The following is a 16,242-nucleotide window of genomic DNA, read 5'->3' as shown; positions in this document are numbered from 1 at the left end:
ACCTGATCAACGACCGCCAGTTTAAAGCCCAGCGTGTAATCACGCTGACTGCGCCTTTTTCCCGAATCCATTGGTTCCTCTTGAGGAAAGGTCAGAAGGTGTAAACCTTATTCAAGACGGGACAAGGAACATAAAAAAGCCCCTGCCTGAGGCAAGGGCTTTTCAGAAATCGGCTTCTTAGCCGATGCTGACGCCGTGAGCTTCAGCCAATGGCTTCAAGCCGCCGGCGTAGCCTTGGCCGATGGCCTTGAACTTGAACTCCGCGCCGTGACGGTACAACTCGCCAAAGATCATCGCCGTTTCGACCGAAGCATCTTCGCTCAGATCGAAGCGAGCGATCTCTTTGCCGTCAGCCTTGTTCACAACGCGGATGTAGGCGTTGTTGACTTGACCGAAGCTTTGCTTACGAGCTTCAGCGTCGTGGATGGTTACCGCGAAAACCAGCTTCTTCACATCAGCAGCCAGACCGGTCAGCTTGACGTTAACCTGCTCATCGTCGCCTTCGCCAGCGCCGGAGCGGTTGTCGCCGAGGTGTTCGATCGAACCGTCAGCGGAAAGCTTGTTATTGTAGAAGATGAAGCTGGAGTCGTTGAGGACTTTGTCGTTCTCACCTGTCACGAACACCGAAGCATCAAGGTCGAATTCGACGCCGTCGGTCTTGCGTGCATCCCAGCCCAGGCCGACAACAATTTCAGTCAGACCTGGTGCTTCCTTAGAAAGCGAGATGTTACCGCCTTTCGAGAGTGAAACTGCCATTTTTATCTTCCAATTCAGTAGGTTAAAAGGTCATGGACCTTAGTAAGCCATGGCGCAGTTTTTAGGCGAACTCCAGACCGTAGCCATTGGCAACTGCCTTCAGGCCGCCAGCGTAGCCCTGGCCAATGGCGCGGAATTTCCACTCGGCACCGTTGCGATACAGCTCGGCGAAGATCATCGCGGTTTCGGTGGAAGCATCTTCTGCAAGGTCATAGCGAACGACTTCGGCACCGGTAACTTCGTTAACGATGCGGATGAAGGCGCCGCCAACTTGACCGAAATTCTGGTTGCGCACTTCAGCATCGTGGATGGTCACGGTGAACGCAACTTTGTCGACGTCAGCAGGAACGCGGCTCAGGTCTACCTTGAGCACTTCGTCGTCGCCATCGCCAGCGCCAGTTCGGTTGTCTCCGGCGTGCTCAATCGAACCATCCAGACTCTTCAGCTGGTTATAGAAGATGAAGTCGGATTCGCCACGAACCTTACCAGTGCTGCTTAGCAGAAACGCACTGGCGTCCAGGTCGAACTCGGTTCCATCAGTGACTCGCGGGTCCCAGCCCAATCCGACGATGAGCTTCGAAAGAGATGGATCTGTCTTGGTGAGCGAGAGGTTCCCACCTTTGGAAAGCGACAATGCCATTACTTAACTCCTTGTTTCTTGCAGTGATATTCAGTTTGATTCTGCAGCCGGCTCTTCCTTTTCAGGGAAGATCAAACTGGCGACAATACCGATGACCAACACAACCATGACGATGATCAAACTGGTGTTGGCATCAATGCTGTAGCCATGGTGGAACATGTGATCAGTAGCGTTCAGGCCGAGCTTCACAGCAATGAAGAACAGCAACGCGATGACTGCCTTTTCAAGGTGTACCAGATAACGCTTCAACGCTTCCAGCACAAAGTACATGGTACGCAGGCCCAGGATCGCAAAAAGCATTGCCGAATACACGATCAGAGGCTCACGGCTCACCGCGATTACCGCAGGGACCGAGTCAAAGGCGAACAGTACGTCAGAAATCTCAGCCACGACCAGACACAGGAACAACGGTGTAGCGAAAATCGCACCCTTCGCCGCCAGAGTCATACCTTGGTTTTCCGGCTTACGCAGCTCATCTTCGAGCACTTTGCGGCTCACGAAGAACTGGTTCTTGTACAGCTTCGGCCACACCGGAAACAGCTTCTTGGCGAAGCGATAAGCCATGTGCTTCGAATAGTCTTCTTCCTCATCATCGCCGCCGCCCTTGAGCATCATGATTGCCGTCCAAGCGACGATCACCGCGAAAACGACCTCGACCCACGGACCGAATGCGAGGAGGCCGGTGCCGATGGCAACGAAGACGCCACGGAACACGATTGCGCCGATGATCCCCCAGTAGAGAACACGGTGACGCAAGCCATCAGGCACTTTAAACCACGCAAAGATTGCCATGAAGACGAAGAGGTTATCGACGCTCAGCACTTTCTCCAGCGCATAACCAGTTACGAACAGGCTGGCGACTTGTGGGCCGTGTTGGACATACAGGAATCCAGCGAAGCCGAGGGATATTGCGATCCAGAAAATGGACCACACCGACGCCTTTGCCAGCGATACAGGCTTGTCGCCACGATGAGTGAGCATATCGAGCAACATTGCGCCGATGGCCAGGCCTACAAATACAGCCATGGTCAGCGGGGGGAATCCGAGATGGGTAACTTCCACGATGTGGTACCTTAGAGTTCGAAGTCAGACGGGGGGAGACTCAGCTCGAGACAGATCTGGCGGCAGGCCGCTTTCTCTTTGTCATCAAAGTTTCCGTCGGACGCACCGATAGCGCAGGCCACGCGGACCAGCAAGCGGGAAGCCCCGTCGTTGCCTTTGATCTTGTTAATCGTTTTCAGCGCTTCAGCTTGGCCAATCTGGTAGTCAAACTCGAACTTCCCGACCGAATCATTGAAAGCTGCGATCACATCAGTCAGATTGAATACCTTCAATTCTGGAGAGTTCTTGATGAAACCGGACATTTTCAGCTTTTCAACCGAAGATACCTCGCCGTCAGCAGCAGCGATCATCGCGCAGGCGGCGGCGGTGGCCTCCATGAAGGTCCGGTTCTTGAATTTAGTCACTTCGGTGGTGAGCGCCGCGCGGGCTTTCTCAGCGTTGGTTTTGAGCCATTCCAGCATGTCCTGTACCTCTTAAAGCGGGGCCCAAAGGCGCCGCGTGATTCAGATTATTTAGAGCCGGCGCGCCAGCGCATGCCCCAACCGTAGGCTTTGTCCATTGGCTCTTGATTGCTATGGAAATCAACCCTGCGAGTGACCTTAACGGCACCGTTGTCATTTTCAAGGAGAGCGATGGCGCAGCATCCTAGACGCCCACCCTCCTCGTTCAGGCGAACTTCGATTTCCGGCTGGCCGGGTACGAAGATGGTCACCACACCGTCAGTGGCCTTCCAATCAGGCGCGCCTTCGTAAATGAAGGCGAAGATCAGGATGCGTTTGATCTCGCTCCATTTCTTTCCATTGATGTGAAGCCACTCGCCGCCGGCAACAGCGCCAGTTCGGTCATCACCCATGAGCTTGATAAAAGGTTCGTAGTCCAGCTCGCCGAACTGATTCCCGAGTGCCTGGATAACGCTCTTTTCGCCGTCCTGCAGTTCGTAAAGGCAACCCAAATCGAGGTCGATCGCCTTCGACTTTCCAAAAAAGCCGCCGCTTTTACCGCGGTTCCAGTTCAGATTGACGCGGATCTCACCAAAACCCGCAGCAGTCTTCTCCAGGCTGATCGAGGAGCGAGACTTGTCGAGCGTCACCTTACTCAGGCTGATCGCCGATTTTGCAGGCGCAGGTGGTGCCGGCGGCGGTGTTGGAGCTGCCGCTGGTGATGGAGCAGGTGCGTCGGCAATATCCACACCGAAGTGAGTCGCCAAAGGAGCAAGGCCACCAGCGAAGCCTTGAGCTACGCAGCGGAACTTCCACTGACCCTGACGGCGGTAAAACTCACCCAGGATCAAGGCAGTTTCTTTCATGCCCGACGTCGGGATCTGAGCTTCAACGCCGCCACTGACGGTCACCTTCAAGCTCGCCACTCGGTCGAAGCTGGCCTTGTTCTCGTGGATGGTTGCAGTCAGGGCAACCTTATCAACGGCCGCTTCAAGGCGACTCAAGTCCACATTGAAGACTGCACGGCCGCTCGATGCATCCGCCATCTGTACCGCCCCGCCCTGCACATTTGGCTGACCGTAGAAGCACATGTCGTTGTCACTGCGAACCTTGCCGGACTCAGCAAGGGCAAAAGCAGAGACGTCGATATCAGCGCCGGGGATTGGCGAATAGGCGATTTCGACAGTGATAGAGCCGGTGGCGACCGGCGCATTACCGCCCGGGACCAGGCTCGTCATGCTCGCACCGCCTCGACTGCCAAGCTGACCAAGTCATCAGCAGTACGGCCGCGAGTGGTTTTACCGATGGCCTTGAAGTCCCAGCCGCTAGCGCCGCGGGTCAAGCTCGCCATGACCACGCCAGTGTGTGCGCCCTGTTCGGAAAGGTTGAAACGCGCCAATTCGTTGTTCTTTCCAGAATCAACAATGCGGCAGTAAGCATTCTCGATACGCTCGAAGTTCTCGCCGGTGAAGCTGTTGACTGTAAATACCAGGTGGGTGACCGCTGCCGGCAGCGTAGCGAGGTCGATGAAAATGGTTTCGTCGTCGCCATCACCCTCGCCAGTACGGTTGTCACCAGAATGCCGGATCGAGCCATCCTTGGATTTCAACTGACGGAACCAGACCAGGTCCACTGGTTTGAGATTGGCGTCGAACAGGATGCAGGACGCGTCCAAGTCGATATCTCCGCTTTTACCGAAAAGCTTTCCCATCAGGCCAGTCTTCATCGGGTCCCAACCCAGGCCCAGGGAAATCTTGGTCAGACCCGCACCTGCGGTTTTCTCAAGACTGATGGATTGGTTCTTTGAAAGGGTAAGTGCCATCGTTACGCTCCTTGTTGATCGTTGGTCTACTGCTTGTCGGCAGCAGTGCCAGTTACTGAATTCTTGTGGCCCTCGCCCTGACGAACGCGAGCTTCAATCTTTTCTATCTTCATCCGGCCGCGTTGCCAGCGCGGGTGAAAGTGACGCCAGTGAGGCTCTTGCGCTGCGGCCAACAGTTCATGATCCCCACGCGTATCACCCCAGGCACGCAGCCTGAATTTTTCGAGCGGGCCATATACGGATTCGAGTCGAAGTACCTTGGCTTCGCATCGGCAGTTACTACCGCTGATCTTGCCTGTCAGCTTTCCGTCGATAACCTCAAGCTCTGTTGAAATGAGCTTGATCCCCAACTCCTCTGCGAAGGGTGTTAAAACCAATCGTGGAGAAGCGGAGCAAATCGTCACCTGTGCACCGCTGGCGACCTCTGCTGCGACCGATTGTAAACCGGCTGGGCGCATGAGCCGGCTCCAGTAGACCTTCCGAAATTCACTCGCCCGTTGCTCGACCCAGTCGACTTGGACACTTTTAAGGAATTTGGCGATCAGTACCGCCTTCAACTCGTCCCGGGTCATGCCCCTACCGAGGTAACGAACCGCGTCCGGGAGCATGCGAATCATCCGAAACGCGAATGTCCACGTCCCGAATGCAAACCTCAGGAAGGGAACGAAACTGTCCCGGCGTGTGAGGGTGCCGTCGAAATCGAATACGGAGAGGACCGGCGCAGATGCTGGCCCTGCCTCAAGCATCTCCTGCGTCATCGAGCAACCTCTGCGAGACGAACTGGTTCACCCAGACTGACTTCCGCAGGCTTGACCCCATGCCATTTCGCACGCTCGATAATCTTCACTGCCCAGTTGTAGTGTGTGGCGGGCTCGACCATCGCATCGTTGTGCTTGAACACTGCCGGTGCAGAATCATTAACGATCAGCTTGGCGCAGTTCAGGTCCTCGATTGATACTCGGAAAGCGTCATGGATCTGAGTTATCTGAGAAGGATGGATGGCTGTCTTGCCTACCAATCCATGAGAGATGTCCAGATTTAGCTCTTCCGAAAGCAACTCGGGGGTCGCGAGCTGTTCAAACACTGGAGCGGTCATAGCGAACCCCTGAGCACCCAGCACGCCCGCCAGCATCGGTATCACATATCCCATGGGTGTCTTGTAAAGCGTCGCTGCCGGATTGCGGCGTAACCCCAAGCAACCCATCAGGTCATTCCCACCAATTCGAAGCGCCAGAATTCGATCGCCGAACTCCGCGCGCATGGCAGCACCCAGGTCGACCATAGCTTGAGGGCTGTAGACGTCAGCGGTTTCTAATGTAGGCATCAGCAGCAACTCAGGATTCGATGCCGCAAGCGCCCATTGCCCCAAGGACGCCAGGGTGAATTTCGGGACAACAAATCCGTTGATTGCACTGGTTTCTGACCAGTCATTCAGCTTCGCTGCCATTTGCGAATCGCGGGGGCGAACGAAAACGAGTGGTCCGGAGCCTCTGGCCTCGTTGTCAGCAACGACAGATCTCAACACGCCCCGCAGATGCTGTAGAGCAGGATCGACGTCCGTGGCAGCCACCGCGTCCTCGAGACACACCACCATCGAACGCAGACCGGGCAGTTTTTCTCCCCGAATCACGTCAAGAATGTCCGGACGTGTAGCAGGCATATAAAGCGTAGCTCCGAGAGCATATGGAGATGTGCGGGTCATTAGTTCACGCTCCGGATTATGGTGACGGCACGATACGGGCCCAACTCGTCACCCGCCTCCTGCACCTCGATCCCTGCCCCGTCGGTCAGATGCATGAGCAACTGAACATCAGCGTCAGCGCGGTCACGCACCAGCACCTGATCAGGTACACGTCTCAGTACCGCGCGGGTAGCTTCAGCGATGCCTGGCTTCACACGATTCAAGTTCGTTACCCCGAAGCGGGCAGCGAGGCTATAAACAACACCCAGTGCACTTGTCTGAAGTGCCAACGCTTGCTCAGGTGTCCAGGGAGATGCTGGGCTAACCTCAACAGAAGTGCGTGCCGCTTCGATCCGATCAATAAACTGTCGGGTGACGTCATGCTCCTGAAGGTGGTTGTACACCACACATCCGTGCAACCCACCCTCTGCTGGCCAGATAGAGCGAGAAACCAGTCCAGAGACAGTTGCACCGAGGATGCCCGATGGGATGATCCAGTCATCAGCCGACGCAGCCAGCCAGGCACGACCGCACGGATCAGCGAGCACTGCCAGACGCGGTTCATAGGGGAAGCGCTTGTCCCCCGCCAGACAGCGCTTGATCTCGCCAGAGATCGCGCCTTTACCGGTCCAGCCGTCTACGAAGACGATGTTCTCGGCACCATGCTCTGCGATGATGCTTTCGAGGGCGACCACGTCGATTCCACGATCACGGACAATGCTGATTCCGTAATGATGGACATTACGACCCAGCCCCAGCAGTGCGCGGCGTAGGAGCACACCAAGCGGCAAGCCTGCTCGCACGAATGACACCAGCGCGATCGTAGGACCGTTGTAACACTCATCAAGCGCCAGCGCCAGCGCTTGGACGTTTTCTGCCATGCGCACAGCATTCTGGCCCATGGCGCGCTCATACAGCGCCATGTGGGTGCTGGAAGGTGCACTCTCCTGGCTGATCATTTCGGAGTAGTGTTTTAGATTGGTCTGGATCAGTCGTTCCTTTTCGAGAACATCCGTGAGACCGATCTGGACCGGCCTCAAAAGAAAATGGACGTCGTCGTGCAGGTAGCTGCCGCTGCCGACCGTTAGCGATGCCTGAGCTGGATTAGACATTGATCGCTTCCTCCACCAATGCAGCGAGCTGACTCTTTGCAGGCGTCGACCAGAAGTGGCAAAGGTTCATAAAACCCAGATCTGTGATGCTGTCTCCAAAACCCAAGACAGCGCGCACAGCATTTTGCTCGTGGTCGATGGTGAGGTAGTGCTCGACGGCAGCACGCTTGGAAAGACCAACCGGCAGAAGGGCGAGGTTGTTCCCGTTCGTATGCGTGTGAAGCCCTTCAAGGAGGCCTGCGCTGCGCAGTTGTTCTAGCACGAACGTCAGGTGCCCATCAGAGCCAGTGTTGTGCTTTACGACCACGTAGTGACGTTGGTTCGCTTCCTCAACGACCCAGCCGCGCAGAGAGATGCCGTTTTGAGAGCCCAGGTCCAGCGCTGCTTCACACAGCATAGGAAGCCGGTCGTGATAGCTGGCCAGCTTGTCACTCATCAATGCGTGCCACTCTTCATTGACGCTGCGATCCGGGTTCAGAATCAAACCGCCATGGGAACAGACTGCACCTGCAGTGAAGTTGAGGCGCACACGGCTGAAAGCCTCGGCGCTGCGAGCAGTGACAGGTACGACGTCAGCAACTTGCAGCAGCCACTCAAGGAAGTCCTTCTGGACCTGTGTTTGATAGCCGCTCACGCCGCCGTTGACGTCGTAGGACGCCGGATAGCGCAGCTGATCCTCCTCAGGCATTTTGCGTGCAGTCTGGAAGAGGGTGTCGTCGAGGTCGATCAATACCAGAGGGCGATTAAATGCCATCGACGATCACCTCCGCGCTCAGTGCATCAATCAAGGATCGAGGTACGGCTTGCGCAGCCGTTTCACTGCAGATCAGCACTCGGTCGAACTGCCCTGGTGCCACGTTGTAGAGGAAATTGACGATGCCCAGACCGTAGTTGTCAGAAAAGCTGAGGGCATGCTCAATGGAGTGGCCCAACGCAATTGGGGATCGAGTCGTGGAGCTGAAGTGGACGTTCGCGCCCTCGAGCTCCAGTCGTTCTGCAAGCAGAAATGGCTTCCAAACAAACTCACCGGTACCCAACACGATGATTTTTTCGCCGGGCTTCACCTGAAAATCTCGGCCCAAAGTATCAGCGACCTCGCGCACACCCAAACGCCCCCAATCATTGGCTGGGTTGATTGGCCAGTCGCCCACCGCTACAACGCCTGTATCGGGCATTTCTGGGAGCAGTGCCTCTGGATCCTCAGTGAACTTGTAAGCGCCGCTGAGGAGGGAAATTTGATCTGCAAAGCCCCCAAAATTCGAGCAAACAGCTCCCGCAGACCAGTCAGTCAGTACGCATGTGACGACACGCTCCAGATTGCGCAGGCCTGCATCAGCCAGGGCGCGATGGAGGTTGACGAAAGTTTTGCCGGTAGAAGCTTCATCATCAACCAGAACCAGGGATCGAGCATTCCGCATCATCGCCTGGAGCTCTGGGTCGAGCGGGACGTGAATGATGTGAGAGGCCGCATGACTGTGTTCTTCAACAAAGTTCGCAAAGATCTCCTCTCCAACCGGATGGCGAGTACTCACGAGATACATCGTGTCAGATCGGGTCTTGGCGTATGAACGATGAACGCCGGCACCGAGCCCGACAGCTGTCTCAGCCATGCCGATTACCAACACCGGACCAGGTAGATCCGCGGGAATCTTTGCAGCTAAACTTTCGTAGGTGAACTCCATAACCGATGGTTTGGCAGGAATATGCTTCCCCAATACACGAGAAACGAAGAGAAAGGCGCGCTTGGGATTGCGGCGTTCGGCAAAACCGAAAAGCGATTCTGGAGATACCGAGGAAAGATGAACGTCGACCTCAAGCACACCCCGCATCAAAGATGCGCGGAGCTTGGTCGACTCTTGGTAATCTGCAATTTGTTCCATGTCTAGGTTCCTGTGGACGTTAGAAATGAGCCTAACGTCCGCCCTGAATTTTTCAATAAGTCGGTTTGGCTTAGCTGCGAGCTTCGATTTTCCATAGCGACGGCTGAACGCCTCGTGCTATGTCGGCCGCGGTAAGAGTTGCATGTACTTCAGGACGCGAAATTGGGATATGGCATGCGTCCAGGAAGGCAACAAGCAGATTCGACTTAACCGCGAAATTCATATTTTGAGCATCGGGAACTGTCGAAGTGACCATCCCTACAACACTTCCGAGCGAATCAAACAACGGGCTTCCGGATGAGCCGGGCTGAATCGCAGCTGTGAATTGCATAAGACTCGCATCATTTCTCAAGCCGAACAGTGCAGACACGCCCCCCTGAGTGACATGAGCTCCACCGCCAGCGAATCCTGACATTGGGAAACCGACTGCTGTAACCGGATCGCCTAGCGAACAACGCGTCGTTGGAGCAAAACGGACTGGCGTCAACTGCGCGCCCTGCACCCTTAGCAGTGCAATGTCATTCCGCACGTCGACCATAACCGGTTCTGCCCGGTATCTGCCGTTGAACGAGTTGATCTCGATCTGGGACATGCCCTCAATCACATGTGCACAGGTGATGATGGATGTTTCGGATACGGCGAACCCAGTTCCCGTAGCGCCAGAGGGAGAGCCACCTGAGCGAGAACTATCACTGCCGGTCGCAGGATGATCAGGGTGCGACTCGTCGACTGCCAAGCCTATTTTCCGACCAAAAGCTGACAGCCCATAGGCGGATCCTTCGGCCAGGGCACGAAACTTCCAATGGCCATTTCGCGCATAGAATTCGCCGAGGACTAAGGCAGAGTCGCCATACTTGCTTACATCCAGCTCGTAGGTGGTGCGCTGATCGATAGTCAGCTTGAGAGCGTTGAGCTGTCCGATGGGGCCGAGATTGGAGTAGCGATAAACGACCAGGAGGACTCTGTCACTGCCTATGGGCAATCGATCCAAATGGACGGTACTGCCTATCGAGGAAGGATCTCCACTCCAGTGCATCCATTTTGACTGCTCAACTTGAAACAGAGCTGCTTCGCCCTTCGAGTTGCGCTTATCGTCAACAGGGATCAAAGCCACAGCCGCCGTTGAACCAAAGGCTGTAGTGAGCGAGCTCTCCAACGTCCATGAAATTGAAGGCGCACTAAGCGCAATATTCGCGCCAGGCGTCAGCATGTCTCGCTCCCTGAGTAGACTGAGTCTCGGCTTCGAGAATTATGTACAGAATGTACCGAATTTATAGGCATTTCTATATCAGCTTGGTACTGCTACAGCAACCGAAATTGCTTTCACACGGACGCCGCTGATCCATTTCTGCGAAGGCTTAGGCAAGCCGAGACGGCGAGTCGCAAAAATGCCTGGCAGGTTGATACCCGTCTCGCGGGTGTAGCCGATCCCACCTGAGTACCGAGGATTGATTTCCAGCAAGTGCGGGTTACCGCTTGCATCATCACGGGTCTGAACGTTGACGATGCCGTCGCAGCCGAAATGCTCGGCCGCTGCAATCGCCAAGTCTGTCGCCGGGGAGAAGCGCTCAAAAGTCTGATGGACGTCGACCTTTCGCCGACCTACGAAGGCCACGACTTTGCCGGCCTCACATACCATGTCCACAGAACACTCACTTCCCGGCAGATACGGCATGATCAGCATTGGTTCGCGCGCTGGGGTCGCATCAAAAATCCGATGATAGGTTTCAAATTCAACCTGGCGGGCATCTGGGTGTGCAAAGCATCTGAATGGATCAACGCCTTCCTTGAAGCGCCAGAAACCCTGCCCGTAGATGCCCACCACCGGCTTAATGCAGACTTCTCCGCTCGGGCTGAAAGCGTCATAGGCTGCACGCAACTCAGCCGCCGTCTTCACGGTGATTGCTGGAATGCAAGGAAGCCCAACACGCTTCGCTTCTGCGGTGAATCGAGCCTTGTCGTCCACAAGGTCGAAGGTTCGAGTACTCACGCCGCCGGTAACCAGGGTAAGCCCAGCCGCCTCGAACTCTGCCCGATGTGCTTCATAGGCTCCTCCAACACGCCCGGCGAGCACAACCTTGACTGAATGCCCAAGCGAGGTGCGGATGATCCACTCGATTCGCTCACTGCGATCCTCGGGCTCAACAAAGCTAAGATGCGCAACACCTGTGATCTCAGGCCGGTCCTGACGATGGGATGCCAGCACTTGAACAGACGAAGGGAGAGCTTCGATGGCCCCGAGGATGATGTCGCGCTGTGAAGCCTGCCCTTCTAAAAACCAAATCATGGACGTTCCTTGAAAATTGAGTGAGCCAACGAACAACGGACGCATGCCCATCCCCGCACATGCATAGTAACGGGGCAACGTTGAGGTTCAAGGAGGATCGTGTCCCCGGAAGTGGTGTAACTGAACCAACTAAAGGCGCGCTACGGGCGAAAGAGGATGGTCATCGTAGTCCTTGGCTACTGTTGAGTTTGCAAAGACCAAACACTCACCAGAGAAACCACGATGACCAAGCCCACTATCGCATTGACCGAGTTGGTTGAGAAAGGGGCAGACGCTGATCTGCTCAAGCAAATGATCCAGTCCGTCGCCCAGCGGATGATGGATTTCGACGTTGAAATCTTGTGCGGCGCCGGCTTCGACGTCAAAAGCCCTGACCGCATAAACAGCTGCCACGGTTACCGCTACCGCCTGTGGCAAGCCCGTACCGGCGACGTTGATCTGAAGATCCTCAAACTGCGCCAAGGTAGCTACTTCCCAGGCTTCCTGGAGCCACGCAGAACTGCTGAGAAGGCGATGGCAGCAGTGATTCAGGAAGCCTACATACAGGGAGGTTCCACACGCTCGGTCGACGAGTTGGTCAAAGCCATGGGCATGACTGGCATCTCGAAAAGCCAGGTATCCAGACTCGCGGGCGAGATCGATGAGCGCGTCAATGCGTTCGTGGATCGACCACTTGAGGGCGACTGGCCTTACCTTTGGATTGATGCGACGTACGTTAAAGTGCGCGAGGCAAGCCGCATCGTTTCGGTCGCGGTAATATTCGCCGTGGCCGTGAGCGCCAATGGCGGACGGGAAGTTCTGGGCATGCGGGTTGGCCATTCTGAGGCTGAGACGTTCTGGACGGACTTCCTGCGCAGTCTGATGCGCCGTGACTTGCGCGGGGTAGAGCTGGTTATCTCTGACGCTCACGAAGGCCTCAAGGTAGCTGTCGCCAAGGTCTTCCACGCGACTTGGCAGCGCTGGCGCGTGCATTTCATGCGTAATGCGATGGCCCACGTCGGCAAGGGTCAGCGCAGCATGGTGGCGGCATTACTGCGCACAGTCTTTGCTCAGGACAGTCGCGCTGAATGCCATCAACAATGGCGCCTGGTGGCCGACCAATTACGCGAGAAGTATCCGAAAATCGCGGCGCTAATGGACGGTTGCGAAGATGAAGTGCTGGCGCACATGGCCTTCCCGAAAGCCCATCGCCAGCAACTGCACAGCACCAATCCGCTGGAACGGCTGAACGCCGAGATCAAGCGGCGCACTTATGTCGTGGGTATCTTTCCTAACGATCCGGCGATCACCAGGCTGGTCGGCGCGAGGTTGCTGGAGAGAATGACGAATGCTGCCTGTAAAGGGCACCTCTAAAAACCCAGCTGTTGAGCTGAAAGCAAGGCGTGATGGAGGTGGCTGGCGCCAAACGTTCAGGTCGGACACTTATCGCAACGGGTGCAATGCCGGCCGAAGAATCCGGCCTGCTGTCACCCTCACGCCATCTCCAGCAGGCTCGACATCCGTTTCAGGTTGTACACCGCTGATTTGAGCGTCAAACCAAACTGCGCGCGTGCCAGCCCGATGCTGCGGATCGTCTTGCCGCCCATCTGTGCCAAGCTGGCAAATATGTGCTCAACCAGAGCCCGTGGACTGGCGATGCGTTTGTTGCGTGCCTTGTCCCGCTCACCGATGGGCTTGCCTGCTTGCCCTTTGCGCTGAATGTGCGGGCGCCATCCTGTGAGTGTGAGCCAGCGTTCGCGTGGCGTGTCGTGATAGCCTCGGTCAGCCCAGAAGTCCTGGCTGCTGTTACCCCGATCCAGCAAGTCGACCAGATGCCGCGTGTCCGCCTCGCTGGCGTCGCTCACCCGCACGTTGCGGATCAGCTTGTGCCGGCGATCCACACTGACCGAGAGCTTGTAGCCGAAGTACGCTTTGCCGTGCTTCTTCGTCCAGCGTGCCTCGACATCCTTTTGCCGGCGCTTGGCGGGTGCCCATTCAACGGGGGCTGCCCGCTGTTTCACGACGGCCTGCTCTTCAGCCGTGTTGTGCTGGATCGGAGCACGGACGATGCTGGCGTCGATGATCTGTCCTTCCCGTGCGTTGAAGCCGTTTAGCTGAAGTTGGCGCTGCACTTCGTCAAAGATCAGGTGTTCGACCTTGGCCTGAACGAGCCGCTCACGGAAAGTCCAGATCGTATTGCGATCCGGCACACGCGCAGAATTCTTAAGCCCAGCAAAACGCTGAAAACTCATGCGGTCGAGTAGCTGGAACTCCATCTGCTCGTCGGACAGGTTGAACAACTGCTGCAAGACCAGCAGACGCGTCATGAGCTCTGTCGGGTATGGAGGCCTACCGCCTTTGGCGCGACTTGGGCGAGGTACCCAGCGGTCGATCTCCTCAGCCATGAGACGGAAGTTGACATGCTTGTTCAGCAGCGCCAACGGGTCGCCCAAACTGTCGAGTTTCGCTTCGCGTTCCTGGTCGGCAAATAGGCTAAGCATGCGCTGGCAGTCCTGTGGTTCGAGGTCGGTTCTGATTTTAAAGGGATTGGCCGGTTTTTGGAGATTCCCTAAAGGCGCCACATGCAGTTGGAGGCCCTTCGAGGCGGTCAGCGATAATACGCAGGCCAAGCTGTCGGCCGTGATCATCTAAACGGCAAACTCAGTAGCCAGTGCCGTGATGAGTTACATCACTTCCTGGGACACGATCAAGACATTACAGACAGGGATAGGTTTTGAATGAAAGCGGAATTCAGCGATGCCCCGGAAAGGATTACCCGCGAGGTCGCAGGCGTGGCGTTCGGAGCCTTGTCGCGTGTCTAGCAATGGCAGGAGTGGTTGTAGTCACCGTTTTTTTGTTGGTTAGCCGATCGGAGCCTCGTCGGGGAATCCTTTCAATGGGGCCCACGGCCCAAGCTCTAGATGTAGAGGTGGATAGAGGCTCTGTCTTACGGTCCAAACCAGCATCGCTGGACACTGGTGTGGACCCCATTTTTCGGCAAACCAGCTTCAACGATCAGAACTTTGTATCGACAGGCGCTCACAATATTGTCACCTTCCACCAAAGATCTGATGGTACCCATCGGATTGAATCGCCGCAGAAGGTGAAACTGACGATTGTTCGGCAGACGACGCCTAGTATGAAGGATCTGGTGTGCAGGCCTTTCGGCAGGGAAGTATCAAGTCTCGCAACTGTCGGCTTTCAGTAGGTCTCAAGCATCGAGACTAGGGAAGAATCGACTAGTGCCCGTGGGCTTACTGGCTGCTGTCATCCAGGGCGTCACCCTGCTTGTGGGGCTGACGCCGAGTTAACCCAGTGGCCGATACTATGTTGACCCAACACCAATCGGCAGAAAGCAAGCACTTGTGGAGGTTCACAGGGTAGGAGCACGGGTCAGTACAATTTTGGTAGCCGGGGATGCGGACAAAAACCTGGACTGGTTATGCCGCGGGCCCAGGCTCTCACGATAAGGTAATCCTCCCATTTTCAGTACTTGCCAGAAGTAGAGTTCAAGCCGCGAGGGCTAACTTCTGTTTGGGGGTAATGCCTCCAAGCGCCATATTCGGGCGTTCGTGATTGTACGTCCATATCCAGTTCGTGCCGTAGTCCTGAACTTCGGCTATCGATTCAAACAAGTAATGTCCAAGCCAGTCATACCGTACCGTCCGGTTGTAGCGCTCGACGTAAGCATTTTGCTGCGGGTTTCCAGGCTGGATGTACTCCAAGCGAATACCGCTCTTTTCGGCCCACAGTGTCAGCTTGGTGCTGAGGTATTCCGGGCCATTGTCGCTGCGGATGACCTGTGGCTTGCCACGCCACTCAATCACCTGATCCAGAGCTCGTACCACACGCTCTGCGGGTAACGACAGGTCGATCTCCATGCTCAACGCCTCGCGATTGAAGTCATCGATCACGTTGAATATCCGAAAACTGCGTCCGTCGGACAACTAGTCATGCATAAAGTCCATTGACCAGCACTGATTGATCGCTGCCGGTACGATGAGGGGTTCCGGCTTCTCACGCACGATGCGCTTGCGAGGTTTGATCCGCAGATTCAGTTCCAGTTCGCGGTAAATCCGATACACCCGTTTGTGGTTCCAACGATGGCCCTTCACGTTGCGCAGGTACAGGAAGCACAAGCCAAAACCCCAGTTACGTTGGTTGTGCGTCAGACGAAGCAGGAGATCGGCAATCTGTGCATTTTCAGACGACAACCGTGGCGGGTAGCGATAACAGGCGACGCTGATACCGAAGGCATTACACGCCAGTTTGATGCTGGTCCGACCTGAACAAACCGCTTGCAGCGCCATCTCCCGTCGTCGAGATGGCTTCACCACTTTTTTACCATCGCCTCCTGGATGATTTCGGCTTTGAGGCGTTCCTCGGCGTACATCTTCTTGAGACGACGATTTTCTTCCTCAAGCTCGCGCAACCGAGCCATCAGCGACGCGTCCATGCCGCCGAACTTGGTTCGCCATTTGTAAAAGGTGGCAGTGCTGATGCCGTGCTCGCGACATAGCTCGGGGGCAGGACTACCGGCTTCGGCTTGCTTGAGGATGGCGATGATTTGGCTGTCTGAAAAA

Annotated in this window: 14 protein-coding genes and 2 pseudogenes; 1 reads left to right on the top strand and 15 read right to left on the bottom strand. The window is 55.9% G+C overall.

Translation table 11 applies throughout. The annotated features are described in order from the left end of the window. Positions 1 to 177: 177 nt before the first annotated feature. The 13 genes from CE491_RS03855 to CE491_RS03795 form a co-directional block, all read right to left on the bottom strand. Entirely contained in the window at positions 178 to 756 is a 579-nt protein-coding gene (locus tag CE491_RS03855) for a TerD family protein (protein WP_110947033.1), read from the bottom strand. 61 nt (positions 757 to 817) lie between these two features. Beyond that, positions 818 to 1,396, bottom strand: a complete 579-nt coding sequence (locus tag CE491_RS03850) for a TerD family protein (RefSeq protein ID WP_110947032.1) — start codon at positions 1,394 to 1,396, stop codon at positions 818 to 820. A 30-nt stretch (positions 1,397 to 1,426) separates the two neighbouring features. Next, entirely contained in the window at positions 1,427 to 2,458 is a 1,032-nt protein-coding gene (locus CE491_RS03845; RefSeq protein ID WP_110947031.1) for a TerC/Alx family metal homeostasis membrane protein, read from the bottom strand. A gap of 11 nt (positions 2,459 to 2,469) precedes the next feature. After that, the gene (locus CE491_RS03840) at positions 2,470 to 2,919 is read right to left on the bottom strand and encodes a tellurite resistance TerB family protein (RefSeq protein WP_110947030.1); all 450 of its coding nucleotides are present in this window, start codon (positions 2,917 to 2,919) and stop codon (positions 2,470 to 2,472) included. A gap of 47 nt (positions 2,920 to 2,966) precedes the next feature. Continuing rightward, positions 2,967 to 4,136 (bottom strand): TerD family protein, encoded by a 1,170-nt coding sequence (locus CE491_RS03835; protein WP_110947029.1) that lies wholly within the window; start codon positions 4,134 to 4,136, stop codon positions 2,967 to 2,969. After that, positions 4,133 to 4,720 (bottom strand): TerD family protein, encoded by a 588-nt coding sequence (locus CE491_RS03830; protein WP_110947028.1) that lies wholly within the window; start codon positions 4,718 to 4,720, stop codon positions 4,133 to 4,135. The genes CE491_RS03835 and CE491_RS03830 overlap by 4 nt, the downstream gene beginning before the upstream one ends. A 26-nt stretch (positions 4,721 to 4,746) precedes the next feature. Beyond that, on the bottom strand, positions 4,747 to 5,478 hold the full coding sequence (locus CE491_RS03825; protein ID WP_110947027.1) for an HAD-IB family hydrolase: 732 nt from the start codon (positions 5,476 to 5,478) through the stop codon (positions 4,747 to 4,749). Continuing rightward, a complete protein-coding gene (locus CE491_RS03820; RefSeq protein WP_110947026.1) occupies positions 5,475 to 6,422 on the bottom strand; it encodes an HpcH/HpaI aldolase/citrate lyase family protein in 948 nt (315 codons plus the stop codon). Before CE491_RS03820 ends, CE491_RS03825 begins: the two co-directional genes overlap by 4 nt. Further along, positions 6,422 to 7,513: a cysteine protease StiP family protein gene (locus tag CE491_RS03815; protein WP_110947025.1), complete on the bottom strand. Its 1,092-nt coding sequence runs from the start codon at positions 7,511 to 7,513 to the stop codon at positions 6,422 to 6,424. Before CE491_RS03815 ends, CE491_RS03820 begins: the two co-directional genes overlap by 1 nt. After that, on the bottom strand, positions 7,506 to 8,267 hold the full coding sequence (locus CE491_RS03810) for an HAD family hydrolase (RefSeq protein WP_110947024.1): 762 nt from the start codon (positions 8,265 to 8,267) through the stop codon (positions 7,506 to 7,508). The genes CE491_RS03815 and CE491_RS03810 overlap by 8 nt, the downstream gene beginning before the upstream one ends. After that, positions 8,257 to 9,393, bottom strand: coding sequence for a phosphoribosyltransferase domain-containing protein (locus CE491_RS03805; protein ID WP_110947023.1), 1,137 nt, complete (start codon positions 9,391 to 9,393; stop codon positions 8,257 to 8,259). The genes CE491_RS03810 and CE491_RS03805 overlap by 11 nt, the downstream gene beginning before the upstream one ends. 70 nt (positions 9,394 to 9,463) lie before the next feature. Further along, entirely contained in the window at positions 9,464 to 10,603 is a 1,140-nt protein-coding gene (locus tag CE491_RS03800) for a trypsin-like peptidase domain-containing protein (protein ID WP_110947022.1), read from the bottom strand. Positions 10,604 to 10,681: 78 nt separating this feature from the next. Next, positions 10,682 to 11,680 (bottom strand): ATP-grasp domain-containing protein, encoded by a 999-nt coding sequence (locus CE491_RS03795; protein WP_110947021.1) that lies wholly within the window; start codon positions 11,678 to 11,680, stop codon positions 10,682 to 10,684. Between the two features lie 222 nt (positions 11,681 to 11,902). On the opposite strand from CE491_RS03795, the pseudogene CE491_RS03790 reads away from it, so the two are divergent. Next, a pseudogene (locus CE491_RS03790) lies at positions 11,903 to 13,000 on the top strand (IS256 family transposase); the annotation flags it as partial. Positions 13,001 to 13,152: 152 nt separating this feature from the next. Here CE491_RS03790 and CE491_RS03785 read toward each other — a convergent pair. After that, entirely contained in the window at positions 13,153 to 14,160 is a 1,008-nt protein-coding gene (locus CE491_RS03785) for an IS5 family transposase (protein ID WP_110947037.1), read from the bottom strand. 1,008 nt (positions 14,161 to 15,168) lie between these two features. Then, positions 15,169 to 16,242 (bottom strand): annotated as a pseudogene (locus tag CE491_RS03780) (IS3 family transposase); the annotation flags it as partial.

Source organism: Pseudomonas bohemica (genome assembly GCF_002934685.1).
GTDB classification, from domain to species: Bacteria; Pseudomonadota; Gammaproteobacteria; order Pseudomonadales; family Pseudomonadaceae; genus Aquipseudomonas; species Aquipseudomonas bohemica.
The sequence above is the reverse complement of the archived record's forward strand: the minus strand, read 5'-3'. Positions and strand labels throughout refer to the sequence as shown.